At 62.8% G+C, this 25,129-nt stretch carries 22 protein-coding genes; 7 read left to right on the top strand and 15 right to left on the bottom strand.

Annotated elements, in window-relative coordinates; genetic code table 11:
• Positions 1-24: 24 nt before the first annotated feature.
• The 15 genes from BLU76_RS15010 to BLU76_RS15085 all read right to left on the bottom strand — a co-directional run bounded on the left by BLU76_RS15010 (position 25) and on the right by BLU76_RS15085 (position 16,579).
• The gene (locus tag BLU76_RS15010; protein WP_003198160.1) at positions 25-354 is read right to left on the bottom strand and encodes a PA3694 family proteiin; all 330 of its coding nucleotides are present in this window, start codon (positions 352-354) and stop codon (positions 25-27) included.
• Positions 351-1,256 (bottom strand): alpha/beta hydrolase, encoded by a 906-nt coding sequence (locus BLU76_RS15015; protein ID WP_003198158.1) that lies wholly within the window; start codon positions 1,254-1,256, stop codon positions 351-353. The genes BLU76_RS15010 and BLU76_RS15015 overlap by 4 nt, the downstream gene beginning before the upstream one ends.
• 83 nt (positions 1,257-1,339) lie before the next feature.
• Positions 1,340-2,617 (bottom strand): flavohemoglobin expression-modulating QEGLA motif protein, encoded by a 1,278-nt coding sequence (locus tag BLU76_RS15020; RefSeq protein WP_063322801.1) that lies wholly within the window; start codon positions 2,615-2,617, stop codon positions 1,340-1,342.
• A 36-nt stretch (positions 2,618-2,653) separates the two neighbouring features.
• Positions 2,654-3,208 carry a hypothetical protein gene (locus BLU76_RS15025; RefSeq protein WP_072343518.1) on the bottom strand — a complete coding sequence of 185 codons (555 nt, stop codon included), beginning with the start codon at positions 3,206-3,208 and terminating at the stop codon, positions 2,654-2,656.
• Positions 3,209-3,352: 144 nt separating this feature from the next.
• Positions 3,353-4,069, bottom strand: coding sequence for a TetR/AcrR family transcriptional regulator (locus tag BLU76_RS15035; RefSeq protein WP_058545985.1), 717 nt, complete (start codon positions 4,067-4,069; stop codon positions 3,353-3,355).
• Positions 4,070-4,170: 101 nt separating this feature from the next.
• Positions 4,171-5,673, bottom strand: coding sequence for a lysine--tRNA ligase (gene lysS, locus BLU76_RS15040; protein WP_092223278.1), 1,503 nt, complete (start codon positions 5,671-5,673; stop codon positions 4,171-4,173).
• Between the two features lie 108 nt (positions 5,674-5,781).
• A protein-coding gene (prfB, locus tag BLU76_RS15045) for a peptide chain release factor 2 (RefSeq protein ID WP_095963568.1) occupies positions 5,782-6,877 on the bottom strand; the annotation gives its coding sequence in 2 pieces (ribosomal slippage) (positions 5,782-6,804 and positions 6,806-6,877; 1,095 coding nt in all).
• A 269-nt stretch (positions 6,878-7,146) separates the two neighbouring features.
• Positions 7,147-8,148 carry a response regulator gene (locus tag BLU76_RS15050; protein ID WP_092143983.1) on the bottom strand — a complete coding sequence of 334 codons (1,002 nt, stop codon included), beginning with the start codon at positions 8,146-8,148 and terminating at the stop codon, positions 7,147-7,149.
• Positions 8,149-8,193: 45 nt separating this feature from the next.
• Positions 8,194-9,204 carry a chemotaxis response regulator protein-glutamate methylesterase gene (locus BLU76_RS15055; protein WP_092152525.1) on the bottom strand — a complete coding sequence of 337 codons (1,011 nt, stop codon included), beginning with the start codon at positions 9,202-9,204 and terminating at the stop codon, positions 8,194-8,196.
• Positions 9,201-11,465: a hybrid sensor histidine kinase/response regulator gene (locus tag BLU76_RS15060; protein ID WP_092223280.1), complete on the bottom strand. Its 2,265-nt coding sequence runs from the start codon at positions 11,463-11,465 to the stop codon at positions 9,201-9,203. The genes BLU76_RS15055 and BLU76_RS15060 overlap by 4 nt, the downstream gene beginning before the upstream one ends.
• Positions 11,462-12,133, bottom strand: coding sequence for a chemotaxis protein CheW (locus BLU76_RS15065; protein ID WP_092223282.1), 672 nt, complete (start codon positions 12,131-12,133; stop codon positions 11,462-11,464). Before BLU76_RS15065 ends, BLU76_RS15060 begins: the two co-directional genes overlap by 4 nt.
• On the bottom strand, positions 12,130-13,395 hold the full coding sequence (locus tag BLU76_RS15070) for a CheR family methyltransferase (RefSeq protein WP_092143971.1): 1,266 nt from the start codon (positions 13,393-13,395) through the stop codon (positions 12,130-12,132). Before BLU76_RS15070 ends, BLU76_RS15065 begins: the two co-directional genes overlap by 4 nt.
• Positions 13,392-13,928, bottom strand: coding sequence for a chemotaxis protein CheW (locus BLU76_RS15075; protein ID WP_092143969.1), 537 nt, complete (start codon positions 13,926-13,928; stop codon positions 13,392-13,394). Before BLU76_RS15075 ends, BLU76_RS15070 begins: the two co-directional genes overlap by 4 nt.
• Positions 13,928-15,550 (bottom strand): methyl-accepting chemotaxis protein, encoded by a 1,623-nt coding sequence (locus BLU76_RS15080; RefSeq protein ID WP_092143966.1) that lies wholly within the window; start codon positions 15,548-15,550, stop codon positions 13,928-13,930. The genes BLU76_RS15075 and BLU76_RS15080 overlap by 1 nt, the downstream gene beginning before the upstream one ends.
• Positions 15,551-15,868: 318 nt before the next feature.
• Positions 15,869-16,579 carry a tellurite resistance TerB family protein gene (locus BLU76_RS15085; RefSeq protein WP_092143963.1) on the bottom strand — a complete coding sequence of 237 codons (711 nt, stop codon included), beginning with the start codon at positions 16,577-16,579 and terminating at the stop codon, positions 15,869-15,871.
• 184 nt (positions 16,580-16,763) lie between these two features.
• Here BLU76_RS15085 and BLU76_RS15090 point away from each other — a divergent pair, with 184 nt between their 5' ends.
• The 7 genes from BLU76_RS15090 (at position 16,764) to BLU76_RS15120 (ending at position 25,057) form a co-directional block, all read left to right on the top strand.
• Positions 16,764-17,678, top strand: a complete 915-nt coding sequence (locus BLU76_RS15090) for a LysR family transcriptional regulator (RefSeq protein ID WP_092223284.1) — start codon at positions 16,764-16,766, stop codon at positions 17,676-17,678.
• A gap of 144 nt (positions 17,679-17,822) precedes the next feature.
• Positions 17,823-19,280, top strand: coding sequence for a gamma-aminobutyraldehyde dehydrogenase (locus BLU76_RS15095; protein ID WP_092223286.1), 1,458 nt, complete (start codon positions 17,823-17,825; stop codon positions 19,278-19,280).
• Positions 19,281-19,370: 90 nt separating this feature from the next.
• Positions 19,371-20,522, top strand: coding sequence for a putative ABC transporter substrate-binding protein YdcS (ydcS, locus tag BLU76_RS15100; RefSeq protein WP_092223288.1), 1,152 nt, complete (start codon positions 19,371-19,373; stop codon positions 20,520-20,522).
• A 233-nt stretch (positions 20,523-20,755) separates the two neighbouring features.
• A complete protein-coding gene (locus tag BLU76_RS15105; RefSeq protein ID WP_003198125.1) occupies positions 20,756-21,793 on the top strand; it encodes an ABC transporter ATP-binding protein in 1,038 nt (345 codons plus the stop codon).
• 1 nt (position 21,794) lies between these two features.
• Positions 21,795-22,742: an ABC transporter permease gene (locus BLU76_RS15110; RefSeq protein ID WP_092223290.1), complete on the top strand. Its 948-nt coding sequence runs from the start codon at positions 21,795-21,797 to the stop codon at positions 22,740-22,742.
• The gene (locus tag BLU76_RS15115; RefSeq protein ID WP_057448389.1) at positions 22,732-23,550 is read left to right on the top strand and encodes an ABC transporter permease; all 819 of its coding nucleotides are present in this window, start codon (positions 22,732-22,734) and stop codon (positions 23,548-23,550) included. Before BLU76_RS15110 ends, BLU76_RS15115 begins: the two co-directional genes overlap by 11 nt.
• 82 nt (positions 23,551-23,632) lie before the next feature.
• Positions 23,633-25,057, top strand: coding sequence for a gamma-aminobutyraldehyde dehydrogenase (locus BLU76_RS15120; RefSeq protein WP_092223292.1), 1,425 nt, complete (start codon positions 23,633-23,635; stop codon positions 25,055-25,057).
• The last annotated feature ends 72 nt before the right edge of the window (positions 25,058-25,129 follow it).

Below are 25,129 nucleotides of genomic sequence, written 5' to 3' on the forward strand. Positions count from 1 at the left end.
CAAGCTCGCTCCCACAGAGAATTGTTACGGCTGCAGTTTCTGCGGCGTCTCCTGCCCCATGCAGCGCACCGCGCGTTTCTTCTCGTTGATCAGCACGCCGGTCAGGCCTTTCTGCTCGGTGTCGAACAACACCAGCACACCATCGATGCACTGGGCAACCTGGGGGGCCGGTTCCAGGGAAACCTTGTAGTCCTCGCCCGGTACGGTCTTGAGCATGGTGAATTGGTTGAGCAGCAACGCATCCTCAGGCTTGGCGAAGTGCAGGTAGCCGTAGTACCACAGCGTCGCAACGGTGCCGAGGATGCTGCAGATACCGGTGATGATCAGGGGGATGGCGTTACGTTCTTCGCTCATTGCGGGCTCTCTGGTGATTCAACGGGTGATTTCGGGTAATTCGGGACCTCGCCCAGGCGGCGCAGGCCGTCGAAGTGCTGGGGATCGTCGAGGTAGCGCAGCATCACAGTGCGCCAGGTTGGGTCGGCGAACGTCTGCACATGGCCGCCGCGTGTCAATTGCAGGACCCGCGGCGGCGGCGCAGCTTGATACAGGCGGATGCCATTGGAAAGGGGAACGATGGGATCGTCCAGGCTGTGGTAGATCAATTTCGGCACGCCATTCAATTGCGCCACGGAACTGATCGCGCTGTCACCGTCCGGTACCAGCCAGGACAACGGCACCTGGAACGGCCAGGTCAGCCAGGACGTACTCAGGGCAAAACGGCCGACGTCGCGATAGCTGGCGGGCACGCCATCGAGCACCAGCGCCTTGAGCTGTCGCTGGCGCTGCGGATGCTCGACCAGGTAATGCACCGCCAGCGCACCGCCCAGGCTCTGGCCGAGCAGCACCAGCGGCTTGCCCTGCACCTCGGGCGCCTGGTCGAGCCATTGGAACGCGGCGTCAATGTCCTGGTAAATCGCCGGCAGGCTCGGCTCGCCTTCGGACAGGCCATAACCCCGGTAGTCGACCATCAACACCTGGTAGCCCTGCTCCGGCAACCACCAGCTCCCGCCCAGGTGCCAGGCCAGGTTGCCGCCGTTGCCGTGCAAATGCAGGACCGTGCCCTTGACCTCCACACCCGGTTTGACGGGCAGCCACCAGCCGTGAAGCTTGAGACCGTCGGCGGTGGTCAGGGTGACGTCACGGTACTCGAGCCTGGCCCGCTCCGGGGTGAACGGCAGGCCGTGCTCGGGGTAGAACAGCAGGGAACTGCAACCGCTCAGGGCCAACAATAGGCAAATGATGCCGAGGGTTCGCATCCGGTGAAGCCTCGCAAAAAACAGAATTGGAACACGGTCCCCTGCGGGAGCAAGCCCGCTCCCACAATTGGACAGTGTGATGCTCAAAGGATATTGGAATAATCCGCTTCGATCCGGTCCAGGCTCAGATGGTTCAGGAAGTTGGAGAAACACATCCAGGCCGACAAGGCGTTCATGTCGCGGAACTGCTCGGGCAGATATTTGGGCGGCACCACCAGGCCTTCGTCCACCAGTTGCCGCAACGTACGCATGTCCTCGAGGGTGGTCTTGCCGCAGAACAGCAGCGGCACCTGCTCCAGTTTGCCTTTGCGCACGGCCAACTGAATGTAGTTGTAAACCATGATGAAGCCCTTGAGGTAGGACAAGTCTTTGGTAAATGGCAGCCCCGTCGGCACCGAGCCACGGAACACCCGGCTGGCGTTGCCGTAGCTTTCGGCCATTTCAAAACCCTGCTCGCGGAAGAACTCGAAGATCTGCAGGAAATCGGCGCCCTCCTCCACCATATGAATGGCCCGGGTACGGTTGGTCAGTTTGCGCAGGCGGCTCGGGTAGGAGGCGAAGGTGATGATTTCCATCAGGATCGCCAGGCCTTCCTGGGTGACCGTGGACGAGGGTGGGCCCTTGGACAGGAAGGTGCAGATTGGCTGGTTGAGGCCGTTGAGCGTTGTGCCGACGTGCACCAGCCCTTCGTGAACTTCCAACGCACGCACGTCGCGCTCGTTGAACATCGCATCGGTGCGGATCTTGATGTAGTCCGCGCCCGCCGCTGCGTCGGCCACGATACCATCGGACTCGAATACCCGGATGGTTTCCTCGGCTTCGCCAAACACCCGGTTGAGGCGGTGTTGCAGCAGGCTGACGGCTTCCTTGGCGCTGAGGACTTTCGGCTCGTCCTTGAGGTCGCCACGGCCATCGATGTTGTTCAGGTAATCGGAGAGCATCAGGCCCAGGTCGGCCAGGGTCGGGTCGCCGGCGTGGAAGGCATCGGAGGCGGCGCCATAGAGCTCCTGGGAGATCAGCCCGAAATCCTCGGTGCCACGGGCCTCGAGCATGCGCACCACCATGCGGTATTCCTTGCACATGCGGCGCATGATCTGGCCAACCGGGTTGAACTGCCCAAGCTGGCGGGTGATGTCGCGCTCGATGTTCTGGAACTCCAGCTTCACCTTGCTCGAATCGAAGGACAGTGGCCGGTTGAGGTAATAGTCGCGATCCACCGCAGGCATTTCCTTGCCCTTGGCCTTGAGAAAGCCCTTGCGGATGTTCTCGTCCCACTTCACCGCGTCGAGGATGCGAATCGGCGTTTGCGCCAGCACAATGCGATCGGACAAGGTGCGTATCGTCTGCTGGTAATCGTCCACCCGGAACTCCTGTGAAAAAACGTCCGCTTGTCGCTGTTATTGGGGTTTGACCAGCCGCTGGTAGCGCACGGCCTCCGAGAACACATCGGAATTGGCCGGGTCGTCGAGGTAACTGAACACCTTGTTCATGTCGCTGTCCACCAGCACCCCGTCACCTTCCTCGCTCTGGTTCGGCTGGCCGCTGAGGCGTTTCTGGCCGATGGCCTGGTTGATCTGATCCACGTCCAGGTTGTAGACCACCAGCTCTTGCTTGTCGGTCAACTCGAAACCGGCGATCAAATAGTGACCGCCAAACCGGGCCGGCACCTTGGCCGACACGTACCAGCGGCTGCCATGACGGGAAACAGTCAACGGGATGGCTTCACGCTCATGGGGCCTGGCCCTGAAGTAGCTGATGGCTTGGTAGCGGTGCCTGCCGACCTTCGTCAGCTCCAGGTTCAACGGTTCGCCCCAGGCATTGGTGCTGGTCCAGTGACCGAGCAGGCCCTCTGGCGCGGCTTCGCTTTGCGGCAACGGTGCCTTGAAGGACACCAGGCAGCCACTGAGCAACAGCAACGACACGGCCAGGACAACGGCACGCCAGGCTTTCATTTGAACTCCCTATGGTAGGTGGCGCCTTGCCTTTGTGGCGAGGGAGCTTGCTCCCGCTGGGCTGCGCAGCAGCCCCTTTTTTGGTGAGCGCTGCGCGCTCAAGCGGGAGCAAGCTCCCTCGCCACATAAACTGCGGTGCTTCAACTACACCGACGCCAGTACCAGGTGCATGTAGCGGGTCAGGATGCCGAGCATATCTTCATCGGCTACCGGCTCGGCGCCATTGAGCAAGCCCTGATATTCCATCCGACCGATAATCGCCGTCAACACTTTGGCATCCTGTTGCGGCTCACGGGAGCCCAATACCTGGAAAAACTGACAGGTGCCGTGCAGCAAAATCTGCTGGTGGGAACGCACCAGCACCGCCAGGCGCGGGTTGAGCAGCGCTTCCTGGCGGAAGGCCTGTTCAGCCATCAGGTACTCACGGCGACTGTCCAATTGGTGTTGCACGTAGTCGGCGGTCATCCGGGCTATGTCGTCCGCCAGTTGCGAGCGCGATTGGGCGCTGCCGTCACCGTAAGCGACCATTTCCCGCAGCAAGCCTTCGTTACTGGCCCACAGCTTGGCCATGAACGCCGCGCTGCGCTCCACATACTGGGCGAAGGTATCGGTGAGCAGGTCGTCGATGTCCTTGAAGTAATACGTGGTGGCCGACAACGGCACGCCCGCTTCGGCAGCTACGGCGCGGTGCCGCACCGCCCGCACGCCATCGCGCACCACAATGCGCATGGCCGCGTCGAGAATCTCCTGGCGACGCTGCTCACTGCCCTGTCGGCTGGCCTTGCGGCCCTGGTACTGAACACTTTCAGCGACAGCCGTGGCGACGCCCGCTGCACCTTCTGAAGCCATTGCACGATTCACGACAGGTCTTCCTCGCTCTTTGAAAAACTAACCAATTGATACGTTTGTACCAGACAGGCAATAAAAAGCCGCCCATCGAGGCGGCTTTTTAGTTGAAGCACTTACGCTTGAGGCCGCATGTGCGGGAAGAGAATCACGTCCCGGATCGACGGCGAGTTGGTCAACAACATCACCAGGCGATCGATGCCGATGCCTTCGCCTGCGGTCGGCGGCATGCCGTACTCCAGGGCACGCACGAAGTCGGCATCGTAGTGCATGGCTTCGTCGTCGCCGGCGTCCTTGTCAGCCACCTGGGCCATGAAACGCTCGGCCTGGTCTTCTGCATCGTTGAGCTCGGAATAGGCGTTGGCGATTTCACGACCACCGATGAACAGCTCGAAACGGTCGGTCACGCTTGGGTTCTCGTCGTTGCGACGGGCCAGCGGCGACACTTCGAACGGGTACTGGGTGATGAAGTGCGGCTGTTCCAGCTTGTGCTCGACCAGCTCTTCGAAAATCATCACTTGCAGCTTGCCCAAGCCTTCGAAACCAAGCACCTTGGCACCGGCCTTCTTGGCGATGGCGCGAGCCTTTTCGATGTCGTTCAGGTCATCGGCAGTCAGTTCAGGGTTGTACTTGAGGATCGAGTCGAACACCGACAGGCGCACGAACGGCTCGCCGAAGTGGAACACCTTGTCGCCGTACGGCACGTCGGTGGTCCCGAGAACAAGCTGCGCCAGCTCGCGGAACAGCTCCTCGGTCAGGTCCATGTTGTCTTCGTAGTCGGCGTAGGCCTGGTAGAACTCGAGCATGGTGAACTCGGGGTTGTGCCGGGTCGAAACGCCTTCGTTACGGAAATTGCGGTTGATCTCGAAGACTTTCTCGAAGCCACCGACCACCAGCCGCTTGAGGTACAGCTCCGGCGCGATGCGCAGGAACATTTCCATGTCCAGGGCGTTGTGGTGGGTTTCGAACGGCTTGGCCGCCGCACCGCCGGGGATGGTCTGCAGCATCGGCGTCTCGACTTCCAGGAAGTCACGCTTCATCAGGAAGCTGCGGATGTGAGCGATGACTTGCGAGCGCACGCGGAACGTCTGGCGCACGTCTTCGTTGACGATCAGGTCGACGTAGCGCTGGCGATAACGCTGCTCGGTGTCGGTCAGGCCGTGGTGCTTGTCCGGCAGCGGGCGCAGGGACTTGGTCAGCAGGCGCACGCTGGTCATTTCGACATACAGGTCACCCTTGCCGGAACGGGCCAGGGTGCCTTCGGCGGCAATGATGTCGCCCAGGTCCCAGGTCTTGACGGCGGCCAGGGTTTCTTCCGGCAGGGTCTTGCGGTTGACGTAGACCTGGATGCGACCGGTCATGTCCTGGATCACCATGAACGAACCACGATTGAGCATGATACGACCGGCCACCTTGACTGGAATCGCCGCCTCGGCCAGCTCTTCCTTGGTCTTGTCCGCATACTGCTTCTGCAAGACGTCGCAGTAGGCGTCGCGGCGGAAGTCGTTGGGGAAGGCCTGGCCCTTGGCGCGCTCGGCAGCAAGCTTTTCCTTGCGCAGGGCGATCAGGGAGTTTTCTTCCTGTTGCAGGGCTTGCGGGTCGAGTTCTAGGTCGCTCATGTCTTTAAGGATTCCATCACAGGTTCGTTGCCCCCGGCCCCGGGCCGGAGTTTGCGGGCCAGCCTGCTCCTTGATGGAAGCGTGCCTGCCCGCCGCATGGGTGTCGCGTTACAGCCCTTGTTTGAGGCTGGCGATCAGGTATTCATCGATATCGCCATCGAGCACCTTGTCGCAATCGCTGCGTTCGATGCTGGTCCGCAGATCCTTGATCCGCGAGGCATCGAGCACGTACGAACGGATCTGGTGACCCCAGCCGATGTCCGACTTGGTGTCTTCCAGTGCCTGGGACGCCGCGTTGCGCTTCTGCACTTCCTGCTCGTAAAGGCGAGCCCGGAGCATCTTCATCGCGGTGTCTTTGTTGGCGTGCTGGGAACGCTCGTTCTGGCAACTGACCACGGTGTTGGTCGGTACGTGGGTAATCCGTACGGCCGAGTCGGTGGTGTTGACGTGCTGGCCACCGGCCCCGGAGGAACGGTAGGTGTCGATGCGCAAGTCCGCCGGGTTGATCTCGATCTCGATGTTGTCATCGATTTCCGGCGAAACGAAGACGGCCGAGAACGAGGTGTGGCGACGGTTGCCGGAGTCGAACGGGCTTTTACGCACCAGGCGGTGCACGCCGATCTCGGTCCGCAGCCAGCCAAAGGCGTATTCACCCTTGATGTGCACGGTAGCGCCCTTGATCCCGGCGACTTCACCGGCCGACAGTTCCATGATGGTGGCGTCGAAACCGCGTTTGTCAGCCCAGCGCAGGTACATGCGCAGCAGGATGTTGGCCCAGTCCTGGGCTTCGGTGCCGCCGGAACCGGCCTGGATGTCCAGGTAGGCGTTGTTCATGTCCATCTCGCCGCTGAACATGCGACGGAATTCCAGCTTGGCGAGGTTCTCGTCGAGGCGTGTCAGCTCGGCGACGACATCGCCGACCGCGCCTTCATCGTTCTCTTCGACAGCCATGTCCAGCAGGTCGCGGCAATCGGCCAGGCCGCTGGACAACTCGTCCAGGGTCTCGACGATCTGCGCCAGCGCAGAACGCTCGCGGCCCAGCTCCTGGGCGTACGAAGGGTTGTTCCAGACATTCGGATCTTCAAGCTCGCGATTGACTTCGGTCAGACGCTCATGCTTTTGATCGTAGTCAAAGATACCCCCGAATAGTTTCGGAGCGCTCGGACAGGTCCTTGATGGTGTTAAGGATCGGGTTGATTTCCATGGCGGGCAGCACTCGTTGGCGAACTTTTGAAAGCCGGCGAGTATAACGTAATCAAGCGCCAGCGGCAGCCCGCCTGGCGGCTTTAGGGGCAATGAAACCTGGTACACACCCCTGTGGCGAGGGGATTTATCCCCGTTGGGCTGCGAAGCAGCCCCAGAATCGGACCCTGCGGTGCTTCAGGCAAATCGTGTCAGCTGCATTTGGGGCTGCTTCGCAGCCCAACGGGGATAAATCCCCTCGCCACAAAAGCGTCCATCATCGACCGAAGGTTATTCGAAACCCACCCGATTCCGCCCATTGTGCTTGGCCAGGTACAACCCCTTGTCCGCCGCCGAGATCAGTTGCCGGCAATCGCCACCTTGCTGCGGCGTGACGGTCGAGACGCCAATGCTGATGGTCAGGTTCTCGCCGCCGTCAGGCGTGGTATGGGGGATTTTCAGGGCGACGACGCCCTGTCGCAGTTTCTCGGCCATTAGCCGGGCGCCGCCCGGCGAGGTCCCGGGCAGGACCAGGGCGAACTCCTCGCCGCCGTAACGGGCTGGCAAGTCGGAGGGACGGCTGCACGCCTCGCGGATCGCCGTGGCGACCTTGCGCAGCGCTTCGTCGCCCTCCAAGTGGCCGAAGTTGTCGTTGTAGGCCTTGAAGTAGTCCACATCGATCATCAGCAGCGACAGTTGGCTCTGGTCGCGCATCGCCCTGCGCCATTCCAGTTCCAGGTATTCGTCGAAGTGCCGGCGATTGGACAGGCCGGTCAGGCCGTCGGAGTTCATCAAGCGTTGCAGCACCAGGTTGGTGTCGAGCAGTTGCTGCTGGCTGACCCGCAGTGCCCGATAAGCCGCGTCGCGTTGCAACAGCATCATGTAGGAACGCGAGTGATAGCGGATGCGCGCCACCAGTTCGATGTTGTCCGGCAACTTGACCAGGTAGTCGTTGGCCCCGGCGGCGAACGCCGCGCTCTTGACCAGCGGGTCCTCCTTGGTGGACAGGACAATGATCGGGATATCACGGGTGGCCGGATGGTTACGGTACTCGCGCACCAGGCTCAGGCCATCCAGGCCGGGCATCACCAGGTCCTGGAGAATCACCGTCGGCTTGATGCGAACCGCATGGGCGATGGCCTGGTGAGGGTCGGAGCAGAAGTGGAAGTCGATGTTGTCTTCATTCGACAGCCCGCGTCGCACCGCCTCGCCAATCATCGCCTGGTCGTCAACGAGCAAGACCATGGCGGCGTTCTCTTCGCGCTTGAATTCGTCGAGCTGCAGATCATTCATGGTGGCTTACCTGAGTATGGCCTGAGGCAACGCGGGCGGAATTCTTCATGGGGTAAAAATCTCCAACAACCGTGGCGCGATAGCGTCCAGGGCGAGAATATGGACGGCGGCGTCGATGGCGGCCGCCGCTTTGGGCATCCCGTACACCGCGCTGCTGCGCTGGTCCTGGGCGACGGTCACATAGCCCTGCTGGCGCATGAGTTTAAGCCCTTGTGCACCGTCGCGGCCCATGCCGGTGAGCAATACGCCCACCGCGTCACCGCTCCAGTACTGGGCAACACTTTCAAAAAACACGTCGATGGAGGGCCGGTAGATCTCGTTCACCGGCTCGGCGGTATAGGCCAGGGTGCCGTCCTTCAACAAACGCAGATGATGGTTGGTCCCGGCCAGCAACACCGTACCACTTTGCGGCGTCTCGCCGTGCCGGGCCAGGCGCACCGTGTGGCCCGACACGCTGCCCAGCCACTCGGCCATGCCTGCAGCGAACACCTCGTCCACATGCTGGACCAGCACAATGGCCGGGGCAAAGTGACGCGGCAGCGCCTTGAGCAGCACTTCCAGCGCCGCCGGCCCGCCCGCCGACGACCCGATGGCCACCAGGCTCTTGCGCGACACTGCCGCACGCTGCGCCGCCGGCGCGGGGCGCTCATGCTTGTTGCGCTCACCGATCAGCCAGCCGATGTTGGTGATCTTGCGCAACAGCGGTGCCGCCGCGTCCGCCGGATTACCGACACCCAGGGCCGGGGTATCGACCACATCCAGCGCGCCATGGCCCATGGCCTCGAACACCCGGTGGACGTTCTGCTGGCTGTCCCCGGTGACGATCACGATCGCGCAGGGGCTGTCGGCCATGATCCGCCGAGTGGCCTCCACACCATCCATGATCGGCATGAGCAAATCCATCAGGATCAGGTCCGGGGTGTACTCGGCGCAACGCTGCACCGCCTCGGCCCCGTTGGCGGCCACCCAGACCAGTTGGTGCGCCGGCTCGAACGCCAGGGCCCGGCGCAGGGCCTCGACCGCCAGGGGCATGTCATTGACGATGGCGATCTTCAAGCGCGCGCCCCTCCGATCAATTCGACCACGGCATCAAGCAAGGCGTCGTCATGGAAACTCGCCTTGGCCAAATAATAGTCGGCACCGGCGTCGAGGCCACGGCGGCGATCTTCTTCACGATCCTTGTAGGACACCACCATCACCGGCAGCGATTGCAGCCGGTTGTCACGCCGCAACAGCGACACCAGCTCAATGCCGTCCATGCGCGGCATGTCGATGTCTGTGATCAGCAAGTCGAAATCCTCCGAGCGCAATGCATTCCAGCCATCCATGCCATCCACCGCCACCGCCACGTCATAGCCGCGATTGAGCAACAACTTGCGTTGCAGCTCGCGCACGGTCAGGGAATCGTCCACCACCAGGATCCGCTTGCGCGGGGCCTGGGCCTGGTTCTGCCGGGCGATGCGCTCCAGGCGTCCGGTATCGAGCAACTTGTCCACCGAACGCAGCAGGTCTTCGACATCGACAATCAACACCACTGAACCGTCGTCGAGCAAGGCCCCGGCGGAAATGTCCTGGACCTTGCCCAGGCGTTCGTCCAGGGGCAGGACCACCAGGGTTCGCTCGCCGATGAAGCGCTCCACCGCCACGCCGTAGATCGTCTCGCGCTCGCGGATCACCACGACCTTGAGGGTTTGGCTGCTGCCTTGCGTCGCCGGGCGATTGAGCAACTGGCTGGCGGCGACCAAGCCGATATGCCGGCCTTCGTGCCAGAAATGCTGGCGGCCTTCGACCTGAACGATGTCTTCCGGCGCCAGGTCGCACATGCGTTCGATGTGGGCCAGGGGAAAGGCGTACGCTTCATCGCCGACTTCCACCACCAGGCTGCGCACCACCGACAGCGTCAGCGGCACCTCAAGATGGAAACGACTGCCCTCGCCCGCCGTCTGCTCCAGTACCACCGCGCCGCGCAGTTGCCGGACCATGTGCTGGACCGCGTCCAGGCCGACGCCGCGCCCGGACACTTCGGTGACCTTGTCGCGCAAGCTGAAACCGGGCAAGAACAGGAAAGTCAGCAGTTCCTCTTCGCTCAGGCTGGCGGCGGTTTGCTCAGGGGAAAGGCCGCGCTCGACGATGCTGCGGCGCACCCGTTCCAGGTCTACCCCGGCACCATCGTCCGCCAATTCCAGGACCAGCAGGCCAGCCTGATGGGAGGCGCGCAGACGAATCACGCCTTCGGCAGGCTTGCCGGCCAGTATCCGTTGTTCCGGGGGTTCGATGCCGTGGTCCACGGCGTTGCGCAGCAAGTGGGTCAGTGGCGCTTCGAGCTTTTCCAGCACATCGCGGTCGACCTGGGTTTTCTCGCCTTCAATCTCCAGGCGCACCTGTTTGCCCAGGCTGCGGCCCAGGTCACGGACCATGCGAGCCTGACCCGAAAGCACATCGGCGAACGGGCGCATGCGGCAGGCCAGCGCCGTGTCGTACAGCACCTGCGCCCGCTGACTGGCCTGCCAGGCGAACTCATCCAGCTCAGCGGTTTTCTGCGCCAGCAGTTGCTGGGTTTCGGCGAGCAAACGGCGGGCATCGCCAAGGGCTTCCTGGGCTTGCAGGCTCAGGGCATGGTCCTTGAGGTGTACATTCAGCTCTTCAAGGGCGCGCAAACCGGTGCTTTGCTGGCGCTTGAGCCGCTGCATCGTCGCCAGCCAAGGCTTGAGGCGCTGGGTCTCCACCAGGGACTTGCTCGACAGATCGAGCAAGCTGTTGAGGCGTTCGGCCGTGACCCGCAAGACCCGCTCGCCGCCTTCGGTGACCCGTTTGTGCTTGGGGGCCGGCTCCGTTGCCGGGGGCGGTTCCACTTCCGTCAGCTCGATGCGTAGCGGCTCGACCGCTGTCTCGACGCTTGGTACGACCACTGCCGGGGCCTGTGGCGCGTTGGGATCAAGCAGCCGCCCCATCAACGCCACATAGGCGTCGATATCCGGGGCACCGACGCTGTTGCCCGGGGTGGCGATGCGCATCAGCAGGTCAGTACCTTGCAGCAAGGCATCGATGTGTTCAGCGCCCAGCACCAGGCGCTGCTCCTGGGCGCTGACCAGGCAATCTTCCATCACATGGGCCACGCTGACCCCAGCGTCCACCCCGACAATACGTGCCGCGCCCTTGAGGGAATGCGCCGCGCGCATGCACGACTCCAGGTAATCGGCCTGGGTCGGATCGCGCTCCAGGGCCAGCAGGCCGGCACTCAGTACCTGGACCTGAGCTTCGGCTTCCAGGCTGAACAGCTCCAGCAACGAGGCGTCGCGCATCTGGTCAGGGGTCATGACAGGCTCCGAGCCACGGCGGACAGCAGTTGTTCTTCATCCAGCCAGCGCAGGCTACGGCCCTTGAAGGGCAGCACACCACGGGTGTACTTGCCCGTCGATTGCGAAGCGCTCGCCAGGACGCGTTCATCGATGGCGTGGATGCCGTCGACCTCATCCACCGGCACCACCACCGGCCCGCCCTTGGCCGCGACAATCAACATGCGCGGCATCACCCGCGCGCCGGAAACCACCGCCGCGCCGGGTTCCAGGTCCAACAGCTCCACCAGCGACAGGCAGGCCACCAGCGCCCCGCGTACATTGGCCACCCCCAACAAGGCCCGCGAGCGCTGGTGAGGCAAGGAATGGATCGGCTGCAACGGCGCCACTTCCACCAGGCTGCGCGTCGTCAGGCCCAGCCATTCCTCGCCGAGGCGGAACATCAGCAGCGAGCGCGTGACCACATCGGTGTCCGCAGGGGCAAGAGACAGATCCCGCTGATCCTGAGGCAAGGCATAACGGTCGAGCAGCCGGGTGGCGGCCGCCGAATACACCGAGCAATTGCGGCAGTGAATATGCTCGACCAACAACGGGCAGGATTTGTCGCCATGCACGCCGATGCGATTCCAGCAGTCGTCGATAGCCTGGGCATCGTCATGGGTAACGGTGTAAGAAGCCGAACCGCTCATCGTTTGTGCTCACTGTCTGCCGCGCGCCCGCTACGGGCGGCGCGTTCCTGCAATCGACGGGCTCCGGCCGCGTCTCCCTGGGAAGCCAGCAGCGCCGCCAGATGCACCAGGGCCTCGGCGTGTTGCGGTTCAAGATAAAGCGCCTTGCGATAAAAACCCTGGGCTTCAAGGGCGCTGCCAGCCATGTCGCTGAGCAGGCCCAACCAATAGAACACCTGGGCGTTTGGCGCGTGGCTGCGCAAGTAGGCCTCGCAAGCCACGCGGGCCTCGGCGCTTTTGCCACCGTTGGCCAGGGCAGCAATATTGGCCAGCAAGGCCGCAGCGTCACTGCTTTTGGGTTCGGCAATCGGCGTCACGCTTGCCGCAAACGGCCGCGGCCGAATCACCGGCGGGACAACGCGGGGCGGTGGCTGGCGAACCGGCAGCGGGGTCGGCATCAAGGCCGGCAACGGTTGCGGCTCGGGTGCCCCCTGGCGGCTGAAGGCGAACGATTGGGCGATCCCGATCGAGCGCATGCCCAATCGGCCCAGCAAGCTGCCCTCGGCGGGGCCGATAAACAGCACACCGTCCTGATGGGTCAGGCGCTTGAGCACCTCGAACACCTGCTGCTGGGTCGGTTGGTCGAAATAGATCAGCAGGTTGCGACAGAACACAAAGTCGTAAGGTGCCTCGTTCACCAACAAGGCCGGATCCAGCAGGTTGCCCACTTGCAAACGCACCTGTTCGCGCACCCGCTCGCTGAGGCGGTAGCCCTCGTCTTCGGCGTCGAAGTACCGCTCGCGAAAACCCAGCTCCGCACCACGGAAGGAATTCCTGCCGTAACGCGCTTCCTTGGCCCGCGCCACCGACAGCGGGCTGACATCCAGGCCGTCCACCTTGAACTGATGCGGTCCCAGGCCTGCGTCGAGCAAGGCCATGGCAATCGAATAAGGTTCTTCGCCGGTGGAACACGGCAAGCTGAGGATGCGCAGCGCGCGCAGGTGCTTGATCTCGGCCAGGCGCTTGACGGCCAGCCTGGCGAGGGTGGCGAAGGATTCAGGGTAGCGAAAGAACCAGGTCTCAGGGACGATTACCGCTTCGATCAGCGCTTGCTGCTCCTGGGCCGAATACTGCAGGCCCTGCCAATATTCATCGGCGGTTCGCCCGGGCACGGCACCGATACGCTGACGCACGGCTCGCTCAATGATCGCGGTGCCGACGGAGGTCACATCCAGGCCGATGCGCTCCTTGAGAAAATCGAAAAAACGCTGGTCGTTGTTCATGGCGTTGCCTCGAGGTCGTCGAGGTTCAGCGGCGGCGCAGGAAACAGCAGCGCCCGAACCGACTCATCGAGCAGGTCATTGACCCGCACCCATTGCAGCAACCCCTGGGCATCTTCGCGTACCGGGCCGAGGTACGGCGCCTGCCGGTTGTCCAGGCCATAGGGTTTGAAATCGGCCGGGTCACAGCGCATGGTGTCGGTCGCCTGCTCAAGGATCAGGCCCAGCACCTGTCCCGTTTGTTGCGCGTCGCCCTGATAGCGCACCAGCACCAGTCGCGTACTGGTCCGGGCCTCGGCGCTCTGGCCAAAGGTCAGGGCGCACAGGTCGATCACCGGCACCACCGTGCCACGCCAGGCAAACACCCCCGCCACCCAGGACGGCGCCCGGGCGATCGGTTTGAGGGGCAGGCGCGGCAGCACTTCCACCACATCGATGGCCTGCAGGGCGTAACGTTCGTTGCCGATGCAGAACACCAGGAACAACGACTGGCGGGCCGTCGGTGCGGCGCCACGCCGGGTCTCGAGTTCGCCCATCAGACTTTGAAACGCGAGACGCCGCTGCGCAGCCCTACGGCTACCTGGCTCAGTTCGTCGATGGCGGAACTGGCCTGGCGCAGGGACTCCACGGTCTGGCTGCTGGCATCGCCCAGTTGCACCAGGGCGTGGTTGATCTGCTCGGCACCGGTGGCCTGGGCCTGCATGCCTTCGTTGACCATCAACACCCGCGGTGCCAGGGCCTGGACCTGATGGATGATCTGCGACAGCTGCTCACCCACCTGCTGCACTTCGGCCATGCCTCGGCGCACTTCTTCGGAGAACTTGTCCATGCCCATCACGCCGGCCGATACCGCGGACTGGATCTCGCGCACCATCTGCTCGATGTCATAGGTCGCCACGGCGGTCTGGTCGGCCAGGCGTCGTACTTCAGTGGCGACCACGGCGAAACCACGACCATACTCACCGGCCTTTTCGGCCTCGATGGCCGCATTGAGGGACAACAGGTTGGTCTGGTCGGCCACTTTGACGATGGTCACCACCACTTGGTTGATATTGCCGGCCTTCTCGTTGAGGATCGCCAGCTTGGCGTTCACCAGATCGGCGGCACCCATCACCGAATGCATGGTTTCCTCCATGCGCGCCAGGCCTTGCTGGCCAGAGCCAGCGGCCACCGAGGCCTGGTCGGCGGCGGTGGACACTTCAGTCATGGTGCGCACCAGGTCTCGGGAGGTGGCGGCGATTTCCCGGGAGGTCGCGCCGATCTCAGTGGTGGTGGCGGCGGTTTCGGTGGCCGTGGCCTGTTGCTGGCGCGAGGTCGCAGCGATCTCGGTGACCGAGGTGGTGACCTGCACGGAAGAACGCTGGGCCTGGGACACCAGTGAGGTCAGCTCGGCCATCATGTCGTTGAAGCCGGTTTCCACGGCACCGAATTCGTCTTTGCGCGCCAGGTTCAGGCGCCCGCTCAGGTCGCCGCTGCGCATGACCTCGAGGATCTCGACGATGCGGTTCATCGGCCCCATGATCGCCCGCATCAGTAACAGGCCACAGAGTACGGCGACGACCAGCGCGACCAGTAACGACAGGCCCATGGCGATCTTGGCCGCCGTTACCGCGTCGCCAATGGTCTGGGTGGCACTTTGCGCCAGTTCGCGATTGCGCTCGATGATCTGGTTCAAGTGCCCGCGGCCGTCGAGCCACGCCTTGGTCAGCTCCGTGTTCAACGCCAGTCGCGCCCCTTCGTAATCCTTGCGCTGATACAGGTCCAGGACCTTCGCCAAGGCCTTGTTGAAATCCTGGTGATTGACTTCGAACTCGTCGAAAGAGACTTGGTCGGCCGGGTCCTGGATCAGTTTCTGATAGTTCTGTATTTCTTCGCGCAGGTGCTGCTCGAAGCCCTGGTAGCGGGCCTTGTCCTCGGCGGTGATTTCCCGGTTGCCCGAAAGGCCGACGATTTGCTGGGTCAAGACGTAGCTGTCCACCCAGCCACCGCGAATCATGGAGCTGTAATACACCCCAGGCACCGCATCGACCCGGACGTTTTCTTCACTGTCCTCGATCTTCAACAACCGTGAATACGAGACAACCACCATCAACAGCATGATGGCGATGATCACCGCAAAACTCGCCAGGATGCGTTGGCGCAATGTCCAATTCTTCACAGTAAAACCTCGGGCACTTGAAAATGCTGGGGAGTATAGCCGAGGGTTGCGTGGTGACTTAAGGGCGGCGTGGGGCGAAGGCAAGGTTCATTAATCGCCCAGGGCCAGATGAGAGCCCTGTGGCGAGGAAGCTTGCTCCCGCTGGCGTGTGGAGCACGTCCAAACGGACCGACGCGGTATGAGCTGACCCACCGCATCGGCTGGTTTGGGGCGGCTGCGCCACCCAGCGGGAGCAAGCTCCCTCGCCACAGGGGTTGCGCCCTTCTGTGGGAGCCTGCTCGCGATGGCGGTGGATCAGGGAATAGCGCTGGGGCTGTTCTAGGCGGTCGCCTGGCGCACCTGTTTTTCCAGTTCCACTTTCAACCCCGGCTCCAATTTGAGTTGGCGCGCCAGTTCATCGAGGTAGGACTTCTCCATGAAGTTTTCCTCGTCCACCAGCATCACGCTGGCGATGTACATTTCTGCCGCCATCTCCGGGGTGCTGGCGGCGCGGGCGACGTCGGTGGGGTCCAGGGGCTTGTTGAGTTCGGCGTGCAGCCAGTGTTGCAGTTCCTGGTCGTTGTCGAGCTTGGTGAACTCGCCTTCGATCAACTGCCGCTCGCGCTCGTCCACATGGCCGTCGGCTTTGGCCGCCGCCACCAGCGCCTTGAGGATCGCTTGGCTGTGCTGCTCGACCTGCGCCGGAGGTACACGGTCGAGGGTCTGCGGTTCGGATTTCGGCGCGGTGCCTTGCTGGGCCTGCCAGTTGCCGTAGGCCTTGTAGGCGATCACGCCCAAGGCTGCGAGGCCGCCATAAGCCAAGGCCTTGCCGCCGAAGCTGCGGGCTTTCTTGTTGCCCAGCAAAAGGCCCATGGCGCCGGCGGCCAGTGCCCCGCCGCCCGCGCCGGAAAGCATCCCGCCCAGGTTGCCGGAGCCGCCGAGCAATCCACCCAGACCGCCGGATGACTTGCCTTGGGACCCGCCAGCCTTGTTCTGCAACATTTCCTGGCCGGACTTGAGAAGCTGATCGAGCAATCCACGGGTGTTCATTTGTTGCCTCCACCTATTCGGGTCAACTTAAGGCCCCCAGCGTAGATCGAAAGTGCCCCGGCGCCGTTGGCGAGATTGCTTCCAGATGTTGCCTGGCTCATTCAAAGACGCGCTCACCTATCCTTCTAAAAAAACGATATACACTCCAGCACATTGATAAAAATCGCCCACCGGGTATTCGACCATGATGACCCTGCGCCAGATCCGCCATTTCATCGCTGTGGCCGAAACCGGCTCGATCTCCGCCGCTGCGCAAACGGCGTTCATTTCCCAGTCGACCTTGACCCTGGCCATCCAGCAACTGGAGCAGGAAATCGGCGTCAGCCTGTTCAACCGCCACGCCAAAGGCATGACCCTGACCCATCAGGGTCATCAATTCCTGCGCCAGGCCCATTTGATCCTGGCTACGGTCGACAATGCCAAGCGCAGCCTGCAACAGAGCACCGACCAGATCGCCGGCCAAGTCACCATCGGCGTCACCAGCCTGGTCGCCGGCTATTACCTGGCTGACCTGCTGACCCGTTTCCAGCGCGCCTATCCCAACGTGGAAATCCGGGTGATGGAGGACGAGCGGCCCTACATCGAGCATTTACTGGTCAGCGGCGAAATCGACGTCGGGGTGTTGATCCTGTCCAACCTGGAAGACCGCCATGCCTTGCAGACCGAAGTGCTGACGCATTCACCACACCGCTTGTGGCTGCCGGCGCAGCACCCATTGCTGGAACACGACAGCATCAACCTGGCCGACGTGGCCCGCGAACCGCTGATCCAGCTGAACGTCGATGAAATGGACCGTAACGCCCAACGCCTGTGGCGCGGTGCCGGCCTGCAACCGAAGATCACCCTGCGTACGGCATCGACCGAAGCGGTGCGCAGCCTGGTGGCGGCGGGGTTGGGCGTGTCGATCCAGCCGGACATGACCTACCGGCCTTGGTCGCTGGAGGGTGACATCATCGAAGCACGACCGATTGCCGACCTCAACCAGACCCTCGACGTCGGCCTAGCCTGGCGCCGGGGCACGGCGCGACCGGCGTCGGTCGACCCGTTCCTGGCCGTCGCCCGGGAACAGCCTCATGGCGGGCGCAAGCCATCTATTTAATCGAACGCAGCCTTGAGTATTTCGAATTTGTCGGCCTTGAGGCTGAGCACTAGTCTTGCTGCATCACCACATTCCATTGTGGGAGCGAGCAAGCTCGCCCCCACAGGTTCGGTGTTTCAACCGACATAAAAAGAGAAATCGGACATGGCTGGTATGCAAACCCCGTTGTGCACCGCGTTGCTGATCGACGGGGAACTCGTTCCCGGTGCAGGCATTGTCGAGCCGATTCTCAACCCAGCTACCGGCGAAGTGGTGGCTCATATCGCCGAGGCCAGTACCGAGCAAGTCGAAGCCGCGATCCTCGCCGCCCATCAGGCCTTCGACGGTTGGTCGCGCACCACGCCGCAACAACGCTCGAACCTGCTGCTGGACATCGCCAGCGCCATCGAAAAGAACGCCGATGAGCTGGCCCGCCTCGAATCCCTGAACTGCGGCAAGCCGCTGCACTTGGCGCGCCAGGACGACCTCAGTGCGACGGTGGATGTATTCCGTTTCTTCGCTGGCGCCGTGCGCTGCCAGACCGGCCAGCTCAGTGGCGAATACCTGCCCGGCTACACCAGCATGGTGCGCCGCGACCCGATTGGCGTGGTGGCGTCCATCGCACCATGGAACTACCCGATCATGATGGCCGCGTGGAAAATCGCCCCGGCCCTGGCGGCCGGCAATACGCTGGTGTTCAAGCCGTCGGAACACACACCGCTGTCGATCCTGGCCCTGGCGCCGACACTGGCCCAGATCCTGCCTCGAGGCGTCATCAATATCCTCTGCGGGGGCGGCGAAGGTGTGGGCAGCCATCTGGTCAGCCATCCCAAGGTGCGCATGGTCTCGCTGACCGGCGATATCGTCACCGGGCAGAAGATCCTTCAGGCAGCAGCGAAAACCCTCAAGCGCACGCACTTGGAACTGGGCGGCAAGGCACCAGTGATCGTGTGCAACGACGCCGACATCCAGGCCGTGGTCGAAGGCGTTCGCACCTATGGTTATTACAACGCTGGGCAGGATTGCACCGCGGCGTGCCGGATCTACGCCCAAGGCGCGATTCACGATCGCCTGGTGGCCGAACTCGGTGCGGCGGTCAGCAGCCTGCGCTTTGCCGGCAAGCGCGACGCCGACAACGAGATCGGCCCGCTGATCAGCACCCGCCAGCGCGACCGCGTCGCCAGTTTCGTCGAGCGCGCCCTCGGCCAGCCGCACATCGAACGCATCACCGGCGCGGCGGTGCATTCCGGCGCCGGTTTCTACTACCAGCCCACGCTGCTGGCCGGCTGCAAGCAAAGCGATGAAATCGTCCAGCGCGAGGTGTTTGGCCCGGTGGTCACCGTGACCCGCTTCGACGAACTCAGCCAGGCAGTGGACTGGGCCAACGACTCCGAATACGGCCTGGCCTCCTCGGTATGGACGCAGAACCTGGACAAGGCCATGCAGGTGGCGGCGCGGCTGCAATACGGCTGCACCTGGATCAACAGCCATTTCATGCTGGTCAGCGAAATGCCCCACGGCGGCCTGAAACGTTCGGGTTACGGGAAGGACCTGTCCAGCGATTCGCTCCAGGACTACAGCGTGGTGCGCCACATCATGGCCCGCCACGGCCAGCATCTGTAGCTAACAGAACTACTCTAATAACAGGCCAGCCATGGCGTTTCACCCGGTTCGAACACTGCCCCGACCATAATTAAAGCAAGAGGGATTTCCATGTACGCGCACAAGACCGTATTGCTCAGTGCACTCACCACGGCGCTGCTGACCAGCGTCAGCCTCCAGGCCGCCGAACCGCTCAAGGCCGTCGGTGCCGGCGAAGGCCAACTGGATATCGTTGCCTGGCCGGGTTACATCGAACGCGGCGAAAGCGACAAGGCCTACGATTGGGTCACCGGTTTCGAGAAGGAAACCGGTTGCAAGGTCAATGTGAAAACCGCCGCCACCTCCGACGAAATGGTCAGCCTGATGACCAAGGGTGGCTACGACCTGGTCACCGCCTCGGGCGACGCCTCGTTGCGGCTGATTGCCGGCAAGCGTGTGCAGCCGATCAACACCGCGCTGATCTCCAACTGGAAAAACCTCGATCCGCGCCTCAAGGATGCACCGTGGTACGTGGTCAACCAGCAAACCTACGGCACCCCGTACCAGTGGGGCCCGAACGTGCTGATGTACAACACCGACGTGTTCAAGCAGGCGCCCACCAGTTGGAACGTGCTGTTCAGCGCCCAGAACCTGCCCGACGGCAAGCCGAACAAAGGCCGCGTGCAAGCCTACGATGGTCCGATCTACATCGCCGACGCGGCGCTGTACCTCAAGACCGCCAAGCCTGAGTTGGGCATCAAGGACCCGTATCAACTCGACGAGGCGCAGTACAAGGCCGTGCTGGAATTGCTGCGGGCCCAGCAACCGCTGATCCACCGCTACTGGCACGACACCACCGTGCAGATGAGCGATTTCAAGAACGAAGGCGTGGTGGCGTCCGGCGCCTGGCCGTATCAGGTCAACGGGCTGATGAACGAGAAGCAACCGATCGCCTCGACCATTCCCAAAGAAGGTGCCACTGGTTGGGCCGACACCACGATGTTGCACGCCGAGGCCAAGCACCCCAACTGCGCGTACAAGTGGATGGATTGGTCGCTGCAACCGAAAGTCCAGGGTGACGTCGCCGCCTGGTTCGGCTCGTTGCCGGCGGTGCCAGCGGCGTGCAAGGGCAGCGAACTGCTGGGCGCCGAAGGCTGCAAGACCAACGGTTTCGATCAGTTCGACAAGATCGCCTTCTGGAAAACCCCACAGGCCGAGGGCGGCAAGTTCGTGCCGTACAGTCGCTGGACCCAGGACTACATTGCGATCATGGGCGGGCGCTAAGTCCCTCAGTCGGCGAAAAAACCGGAGCTGAGCACCGCTCTTGTGGCGAGGGGATTTATCCCCGCTGGGCTGCGAAGCAGCCCCAAAGCAGGCGATTCAATCTGCCTGATACCCGCAGGTGTCAGGTTTTGGGGGGCTTCGCCCCCAGCGGGGATAAATCCCCTCGCCACAGGTCCGTGCCCGACAATCCAGCCATGACTCAATAGAAGTCGCGCTTTTTGGAGCCCCGCACCATGACGCTTGCAGTCCAATTCACCCAGGTATCCCGTCAGTTCGGCGATGTGAAAGCCGTTGACCGGGTTTGCATCGACATCCAGGACGGCGAGTTCTTTTCCATGCTGGGCCCATCCGGTTCGGGCAAGACCACCTGCCTGCGGCTGATCGCCGGGTTCGAACAACCCAGTGCCGGCTCGATCCGCATCCATGGCGAAGAGGCCACCGGGCTCGCGCCGTACCAGCGCGACGTCAATACGGTTTTCCAGGATTACGCCCTCTTCCCCCATATGAACGTGCGCGACAACGTGGCCTACGGCCTGAAAGTCAAAGGCGTCGCCAAGGCCGAGCGCATCCAGCGCGCCGACGAAGCGCTGGAGATGGTTGCCCTGGGCGGCTACGGCGAACGCAAGCCGGTGCAGCTCTCCGGCGGCCAGCGCCAACGCGTGGCCCTGGCGCGCGCGTTGGTCAATCGCCCACGGGTGTTGCTGCTCGATGAGCCCTTGGGCGCCCTGGACTTGAAGTTGCGTGAACAGATGCAGGGCGAGTTGAAAAAGCTGCAACGCCAGTTGGGCATCACCTTCATTTTCGTCACCCACGACCAGACCGAAGCACTGTCGATGTCCGACCGCGTGGCGGTGTTCAACAAGGGGCGCATCGAACAGGTCGACACCCCACGCAACCTGTACATGAAACCGGCGACCACCTTCGTCGCCGAATTCGTCGGCACCTCCAACGTGATCCGCGGTGAGTTGGCCCGGGAACTGAGCGGTTATCCACAGCCGTTCTCGATTCGCCCGGAACACGTGCGTTTCGCCGAGGGTCCGTTGGCCAGTGGTGAGATCGAAGTCCACGGCCTGCTGCACGACATCCAATATCAGGGCAGCGCCACGCGCTACGAGTTGAAACTTGCCAACGGCCAGACCCTGAACCTCAGCCAGGCCAACACCCAGTGGCTCGACAACACGGCGCAGCACCAGACCGGCCAGCATCTGAGCGTACGCTGGGCGCGGGAGGCGATGGTCGCGCTGCACGACACCGTCAGTGGCGAGGTGTGAGATGAACACCCTGGCCATCGCTCAAACGCCCTCGCCCGGCTCACCGTTGCGACGCTTTTCCAACCTGCTGTACCGGCGCCCCAACCTGTACCTGTCGATGTTGCTGGTGCCGCCACTGATCTGGTTCGGCGCAATCTACCTGGGCTCGCTGCTGACCTTGCTGTGGCAAGGTTTCTACACCTTCGACGACTTCACCATGACGGTCACGCCGGACCTGACCCTGGCGAATTTCACCGCGCTGTTCCAACCGTCGAACTTCGACATCATTTTGCGCACCCTGAGCATGGCGATAGCGGTGTCCATCGCCAGCGCCATCGTCGCGTTCCCGATTGCCTATTACATGGCGCGCTACACCAGTGGCAAGACCAAGGCGTTTTTCTACATCGCGGTGATGCTGCCGATGTGGGCCAGCTATATCGTCAAGGCCTATGCCTGGACACTGCTGCTGGCCAAGGGCGGCGTGGCGCAATGGTTCGTCCAGCACCTGGGCCTGGGGCCGGTATTGCAGTTCGTGCTGGGGATCCCGGGCGTGGGGGGCAGCACCTTGTCCACCTCACACCTGGGGCGTTTTTTGGTGTTCGTCTACATCTGGCTGCCGTTCATGATCCTGCCGATCCAGGCGTCCCTGGAGCGCCTGCCGCCATCGCTGCTGCAAGCCTCTGCCGACCTGGGCGCCAGGCCACACCAGACGTTCATGCAGGTGATCCTGCCGCTGTCGATCCCCGGCATCGCCGCCGGCTCGATCTTCACCTTCTCGCTGACCCTGGGGGATTTCATCGTGCCGCAACTGGTGGGCCCGCCGGGCTACTTCGTCGGCAGCATGGTCTACGCCCAGCAAGGCGCCATCGGCAACATGCCCATGGCCGCGGCGTTCACCCTGGTGCCCATCGTGCTGATCGCGCTGTATTTATCCATCGTCAAGCGACTGGGAGCTTTCGATGCACTCTGACTCTCAAGACCGGGCCTCGTGGGGCTTGCGGATCGCGGCGTGGGGCGGGCTGGTGTTCCTGCACTTCCCAATCCTGATCATCTTCCTCTACGCCTTCAATACCGAGGACGCGGCGTTCAGCTTCCCGCCCAAGGGCCTGACCTTGAAGTGGTTCAGCGTCGCCTTCTCGCGCCCGGATGTACTGGAAGCGATCAAGCTGTCGTTGCAGGTCGCGGCCATCGCCACACTGATCGCCATGGTGCTTGGCACCCTGGCCTCGGCGGCGCTGTACCGCCGGGATTTTTTCGGCAAACAGGGCATTTCGCTGATGCTGATCCTGCCGATTGCCTTGCCGGGCATCATCACCGGTATCGCGCTGCTGGCGACCTTCAAGACCTTGGGCATCGAACCCGGGATGTTCACCATCGTCGTCGGCCATGCAACCTTCTGCGTGGTGATCGTCTACAACAACGTGATCGCCCGCCTGCGCCGCACCTCCCACAGTCTGATCGAGGCTTCGATGGACCTGGGCGCCGACGGCTGGCAGACCTTTCGCTACATCATCCTGCCTAACCTGGGGTCGGCACTGCTGGCCGGCGGGATGTTGGCGTTCGCGCTGTCGTTCGACGAGATCATCGTCACCACCTTCACCGCCGGCCACGAACGCACTTTGCCGCTGTGGCTGCTCAACCAGCTTAGCCGCCCTCGCGATGTGCCGGTGACCAACGTGGTGGCGATGCTGGTGATGATGGTCACGATGTTGCCGATATTGGGCGCGTATTACCTGACCCGTGGCGGTGAGAGCGTGGCCGGTAGCGGCGGGAAATAGTCACGGTGGAACCGGATCCCTTGTGGGAGCGGGCTTGCTCGCTCCCACAGGAGTCACAAACAAGATTGAAGAGGACTTGGACATGCAAACCAAACTGCTGATCAACGGCCACCTGGTGAACGGCGAAGGCCCCGGCCAGGCAGTGTTCAACCCGTCGCTGGGGCGAGTACTGGTGGAAATCAACGAGGCCAGCGAGGCCCAGGTCGATGCCGCCGTGCGCGCCGCCGATGCCGCCTTCGAAGCCTGGTCGCAAGTACCGCCCAAGGACCGCTCCCTGTTGCTGCTCAAGCTGGCCAATGCCATCGAAGCCCACGGCGAAGAACTGGCGAAGCTGGAGTCGGACAACTGCGGCAAACCCTTGAGCGCCGTGCTGAACGACGAGATCCCGGCGATTGCCGACGTATTCCGCTTCTTTGCCGGTGCCAGCCGCTGCATGAGCGGTTCGGCGGGGGGCGAATACCTGCCGGGGCACACTTCGATGATCCGTCGCGATCCGGTGGGCGTCATCGCCTCCATCGCGCCGTGGAACTACCCGCTGATGATGGTCGCCTGGAAAATCGCCCCGGCCCTGGCGGCCGGCAATACCGTGGTGCTCAAGCCGTCGGAGCAAACCCCACTGACGGCGTTGCGCCTGGCGGAACTGGCGTCGGAAATTTTCCCGGCCGGCGTGCTCAACGTGATCTTTGGCCGTGGGCAGACCGTCGGCAATCCGCTGGTCACCCACCCGAAAGTGCGCATGGTGTCGCTGACCGGCTCCATCGCCACCGGCTCGAACATCATTTCCAGCACGTCCGACAGCGTCAAGCGCATGCACATGGAACTGGGCGGCAAGGCCCCGGTGATCATTTTCGACGACGCCGATATTGACGCGGCGGTGGAAGGCATTCGCACTTTCGGTTTCTACAACGCCGGCCAGGACTGCACCGCCGCCTGCCGCATCTATGCCCAGCAAGGCATCTACGAGCAGTTCGTCGAGAAACTCGGTGCCGCGGTGGGCAGCATCAAATACGGCCTGCAAACCGCGCCGGACACCGAAATGGGCCCGCTGATCACCGCCCAGCACCGCGACCGCGTGGCCGCTTTCGTCGAGCGGGCCATCGCCCAGCCTCATATCCGCCTGGTCACCGGCGGCAAAGCGGTGGACGGCAACGGTTTTTTCTTCGAACCGACGGTGCTGGCCGACGCCCAGCAGGATGACGAAATCGTCCGCCGGGAAGTCTTCGGGCCAGTGGTGTCCGTCACCCCGTTCCTCGACGAAGCACAAGTACTGGCCTGGGCCAACGATTCGGACTACGGCCTGGCCTCATCGGTGTGGACCGCCGACATTGGCCGTGCCCATCGCCTGTCGGCACGCCTGCAATACGGCTGCACTTGGGTGAACACGCACTTCATGCTCGTCAGCGAAATGCCCCATGGCGGTCAGAAACGTTCCGGCTATGGCAAGGACATGTCCATGTATGGGCTGGAGGACTACACGGTGGTGCGGCATGTGATGTTCAAGCATTGACGACAAGACAACGTTGGCAACACATGCTCGCGCCTGCCCGGCGTTCGTCCTGCTAAGGTTTTCGTCGATCGG

Source organism: Pseudomonas sp. NFACC08-1 (assembly GCF_900106735.1).
Lineage (GTDB): Bacteria > Pseudomonadota > Gammaproteobacteria > Pseudomonadales > Pseudomonadaceae > Aquipseudomonas > Aquipseudomonas fluorescens_Q.

Coding starts and splice junctions, on each gene's coding strand:
- BLU76_RS15105 (WP_003198125.1), top strand. CDS start 20,756: ATGACGCTTGCAGTCCAATTCACCCAGGTATCCCGTCAGTTCGGCGAT.
- BLU76_RS15095 (WP_092223286.1), top strand. CDS start 17,823: ATGGCTGGTATGCAAACCCCGTTGTGCACCGCGTTGCTGATCGACGGG.
- BLU76_RS15115 (WP_057448389.1), top strand. CDS start 22,732: ATGCACTCTGACTCTCAAGACCGGGCCTCGTGGGGCTTGCGGATCGCG.
- BLU76_RS15060 (WP_092223280.1), bottom strand. CDS start 11,465: ATGACCCCTGACCAGATGCGCGACGCCTCGTTGCTGGAGCTGTTCAGC.
- BLU76_RS15050 (WP_092143983.1), bottom strand. CDS start 8,148: ATGAATGATCTGCAGCTCGACGAATTCAAGCGCGAAGAGAACGCCGCC.
- ydcS (WP_092223288.1), top strand. CDS start 19,371: ATGTACGCGCACAAGACCGTATTGCTCAGTGCACTCACCACGGCGCTG.
- BLU76_RS15110 (WP_092223290.1), top strand. CDS start 21,795: ATGAACACCCTGGCCATCGCTCAAACGCCCTCGCCCGGCTCACCGTTG.
- BLU76_RS15120 (WP_092223292.1), top strand. CDS start 23,633: ATGCAAACCAAACTGCTGATCAACGGCCACCTGGTGAACGGCGAAGGC.
- BLU76_RS15025 (WP_072343518.1), bottom strand. CDS start 3,208: ATGAAAGCCTGGCGTGCCGTTGTCCTGGCCGTGTCGTTGCTGTTGCTC.
- lysS (WP_092223278.1), bottom strand. CDS start 5,673: ATGAGCGACCTAGAACTCGACCCGCAAGCCCTGCAACAGGAAGAAAAC.
- BLU76_RS15090 (WP_092223284.1), top strand. CDS start 16,764: ATGATGACCCTGCGCCAGATCCGCCATTTCATCGCTGTGGCCGAAACC.
- BLU76_RS15085 (WP_092143963.1), bottom strand. CDS start 16,579: ATGAACACCCGTGGATTGCTCGATCAGCTTCTCAAGTCCGGCCAGGAA.
- BLU76_RS15015 (WP_003198158.1), bottom strand. CDS start 1,256: ATGCGAACCCTCGGCATCATTTGCCTATTGTTGGCCCTGAGCGGTTGC.
- BLU76_RS15070 (WP_092143971.1), bottom strand. CDS start 13,395: ATGAACAACGACCAGCGTTTTTTCGATTTTCTCAAGGAGCGCATCGGC.
- BLU76_RS15010 (WP_003198160.1), bottom strand. CDS start 354: ATGAGCGAAGAACGTAACGCCATCCCCCTGATCATCACCGGTATCTGC.
- BLU76_RS15065 (WP_092223282.1), bottom strand. CDS start 12,133: ATGAGCGGTTCGGCTTCTTACACCGTTACCCATGACGATGCCCAGGCT.
- BLU76_RS15075 (WP_092143969.1), bottom strand. CDS start 13,928: ATGGGCGAACTCGAGACCCGGCGTGGCGCCGCACCGACGGCCCGCCAG.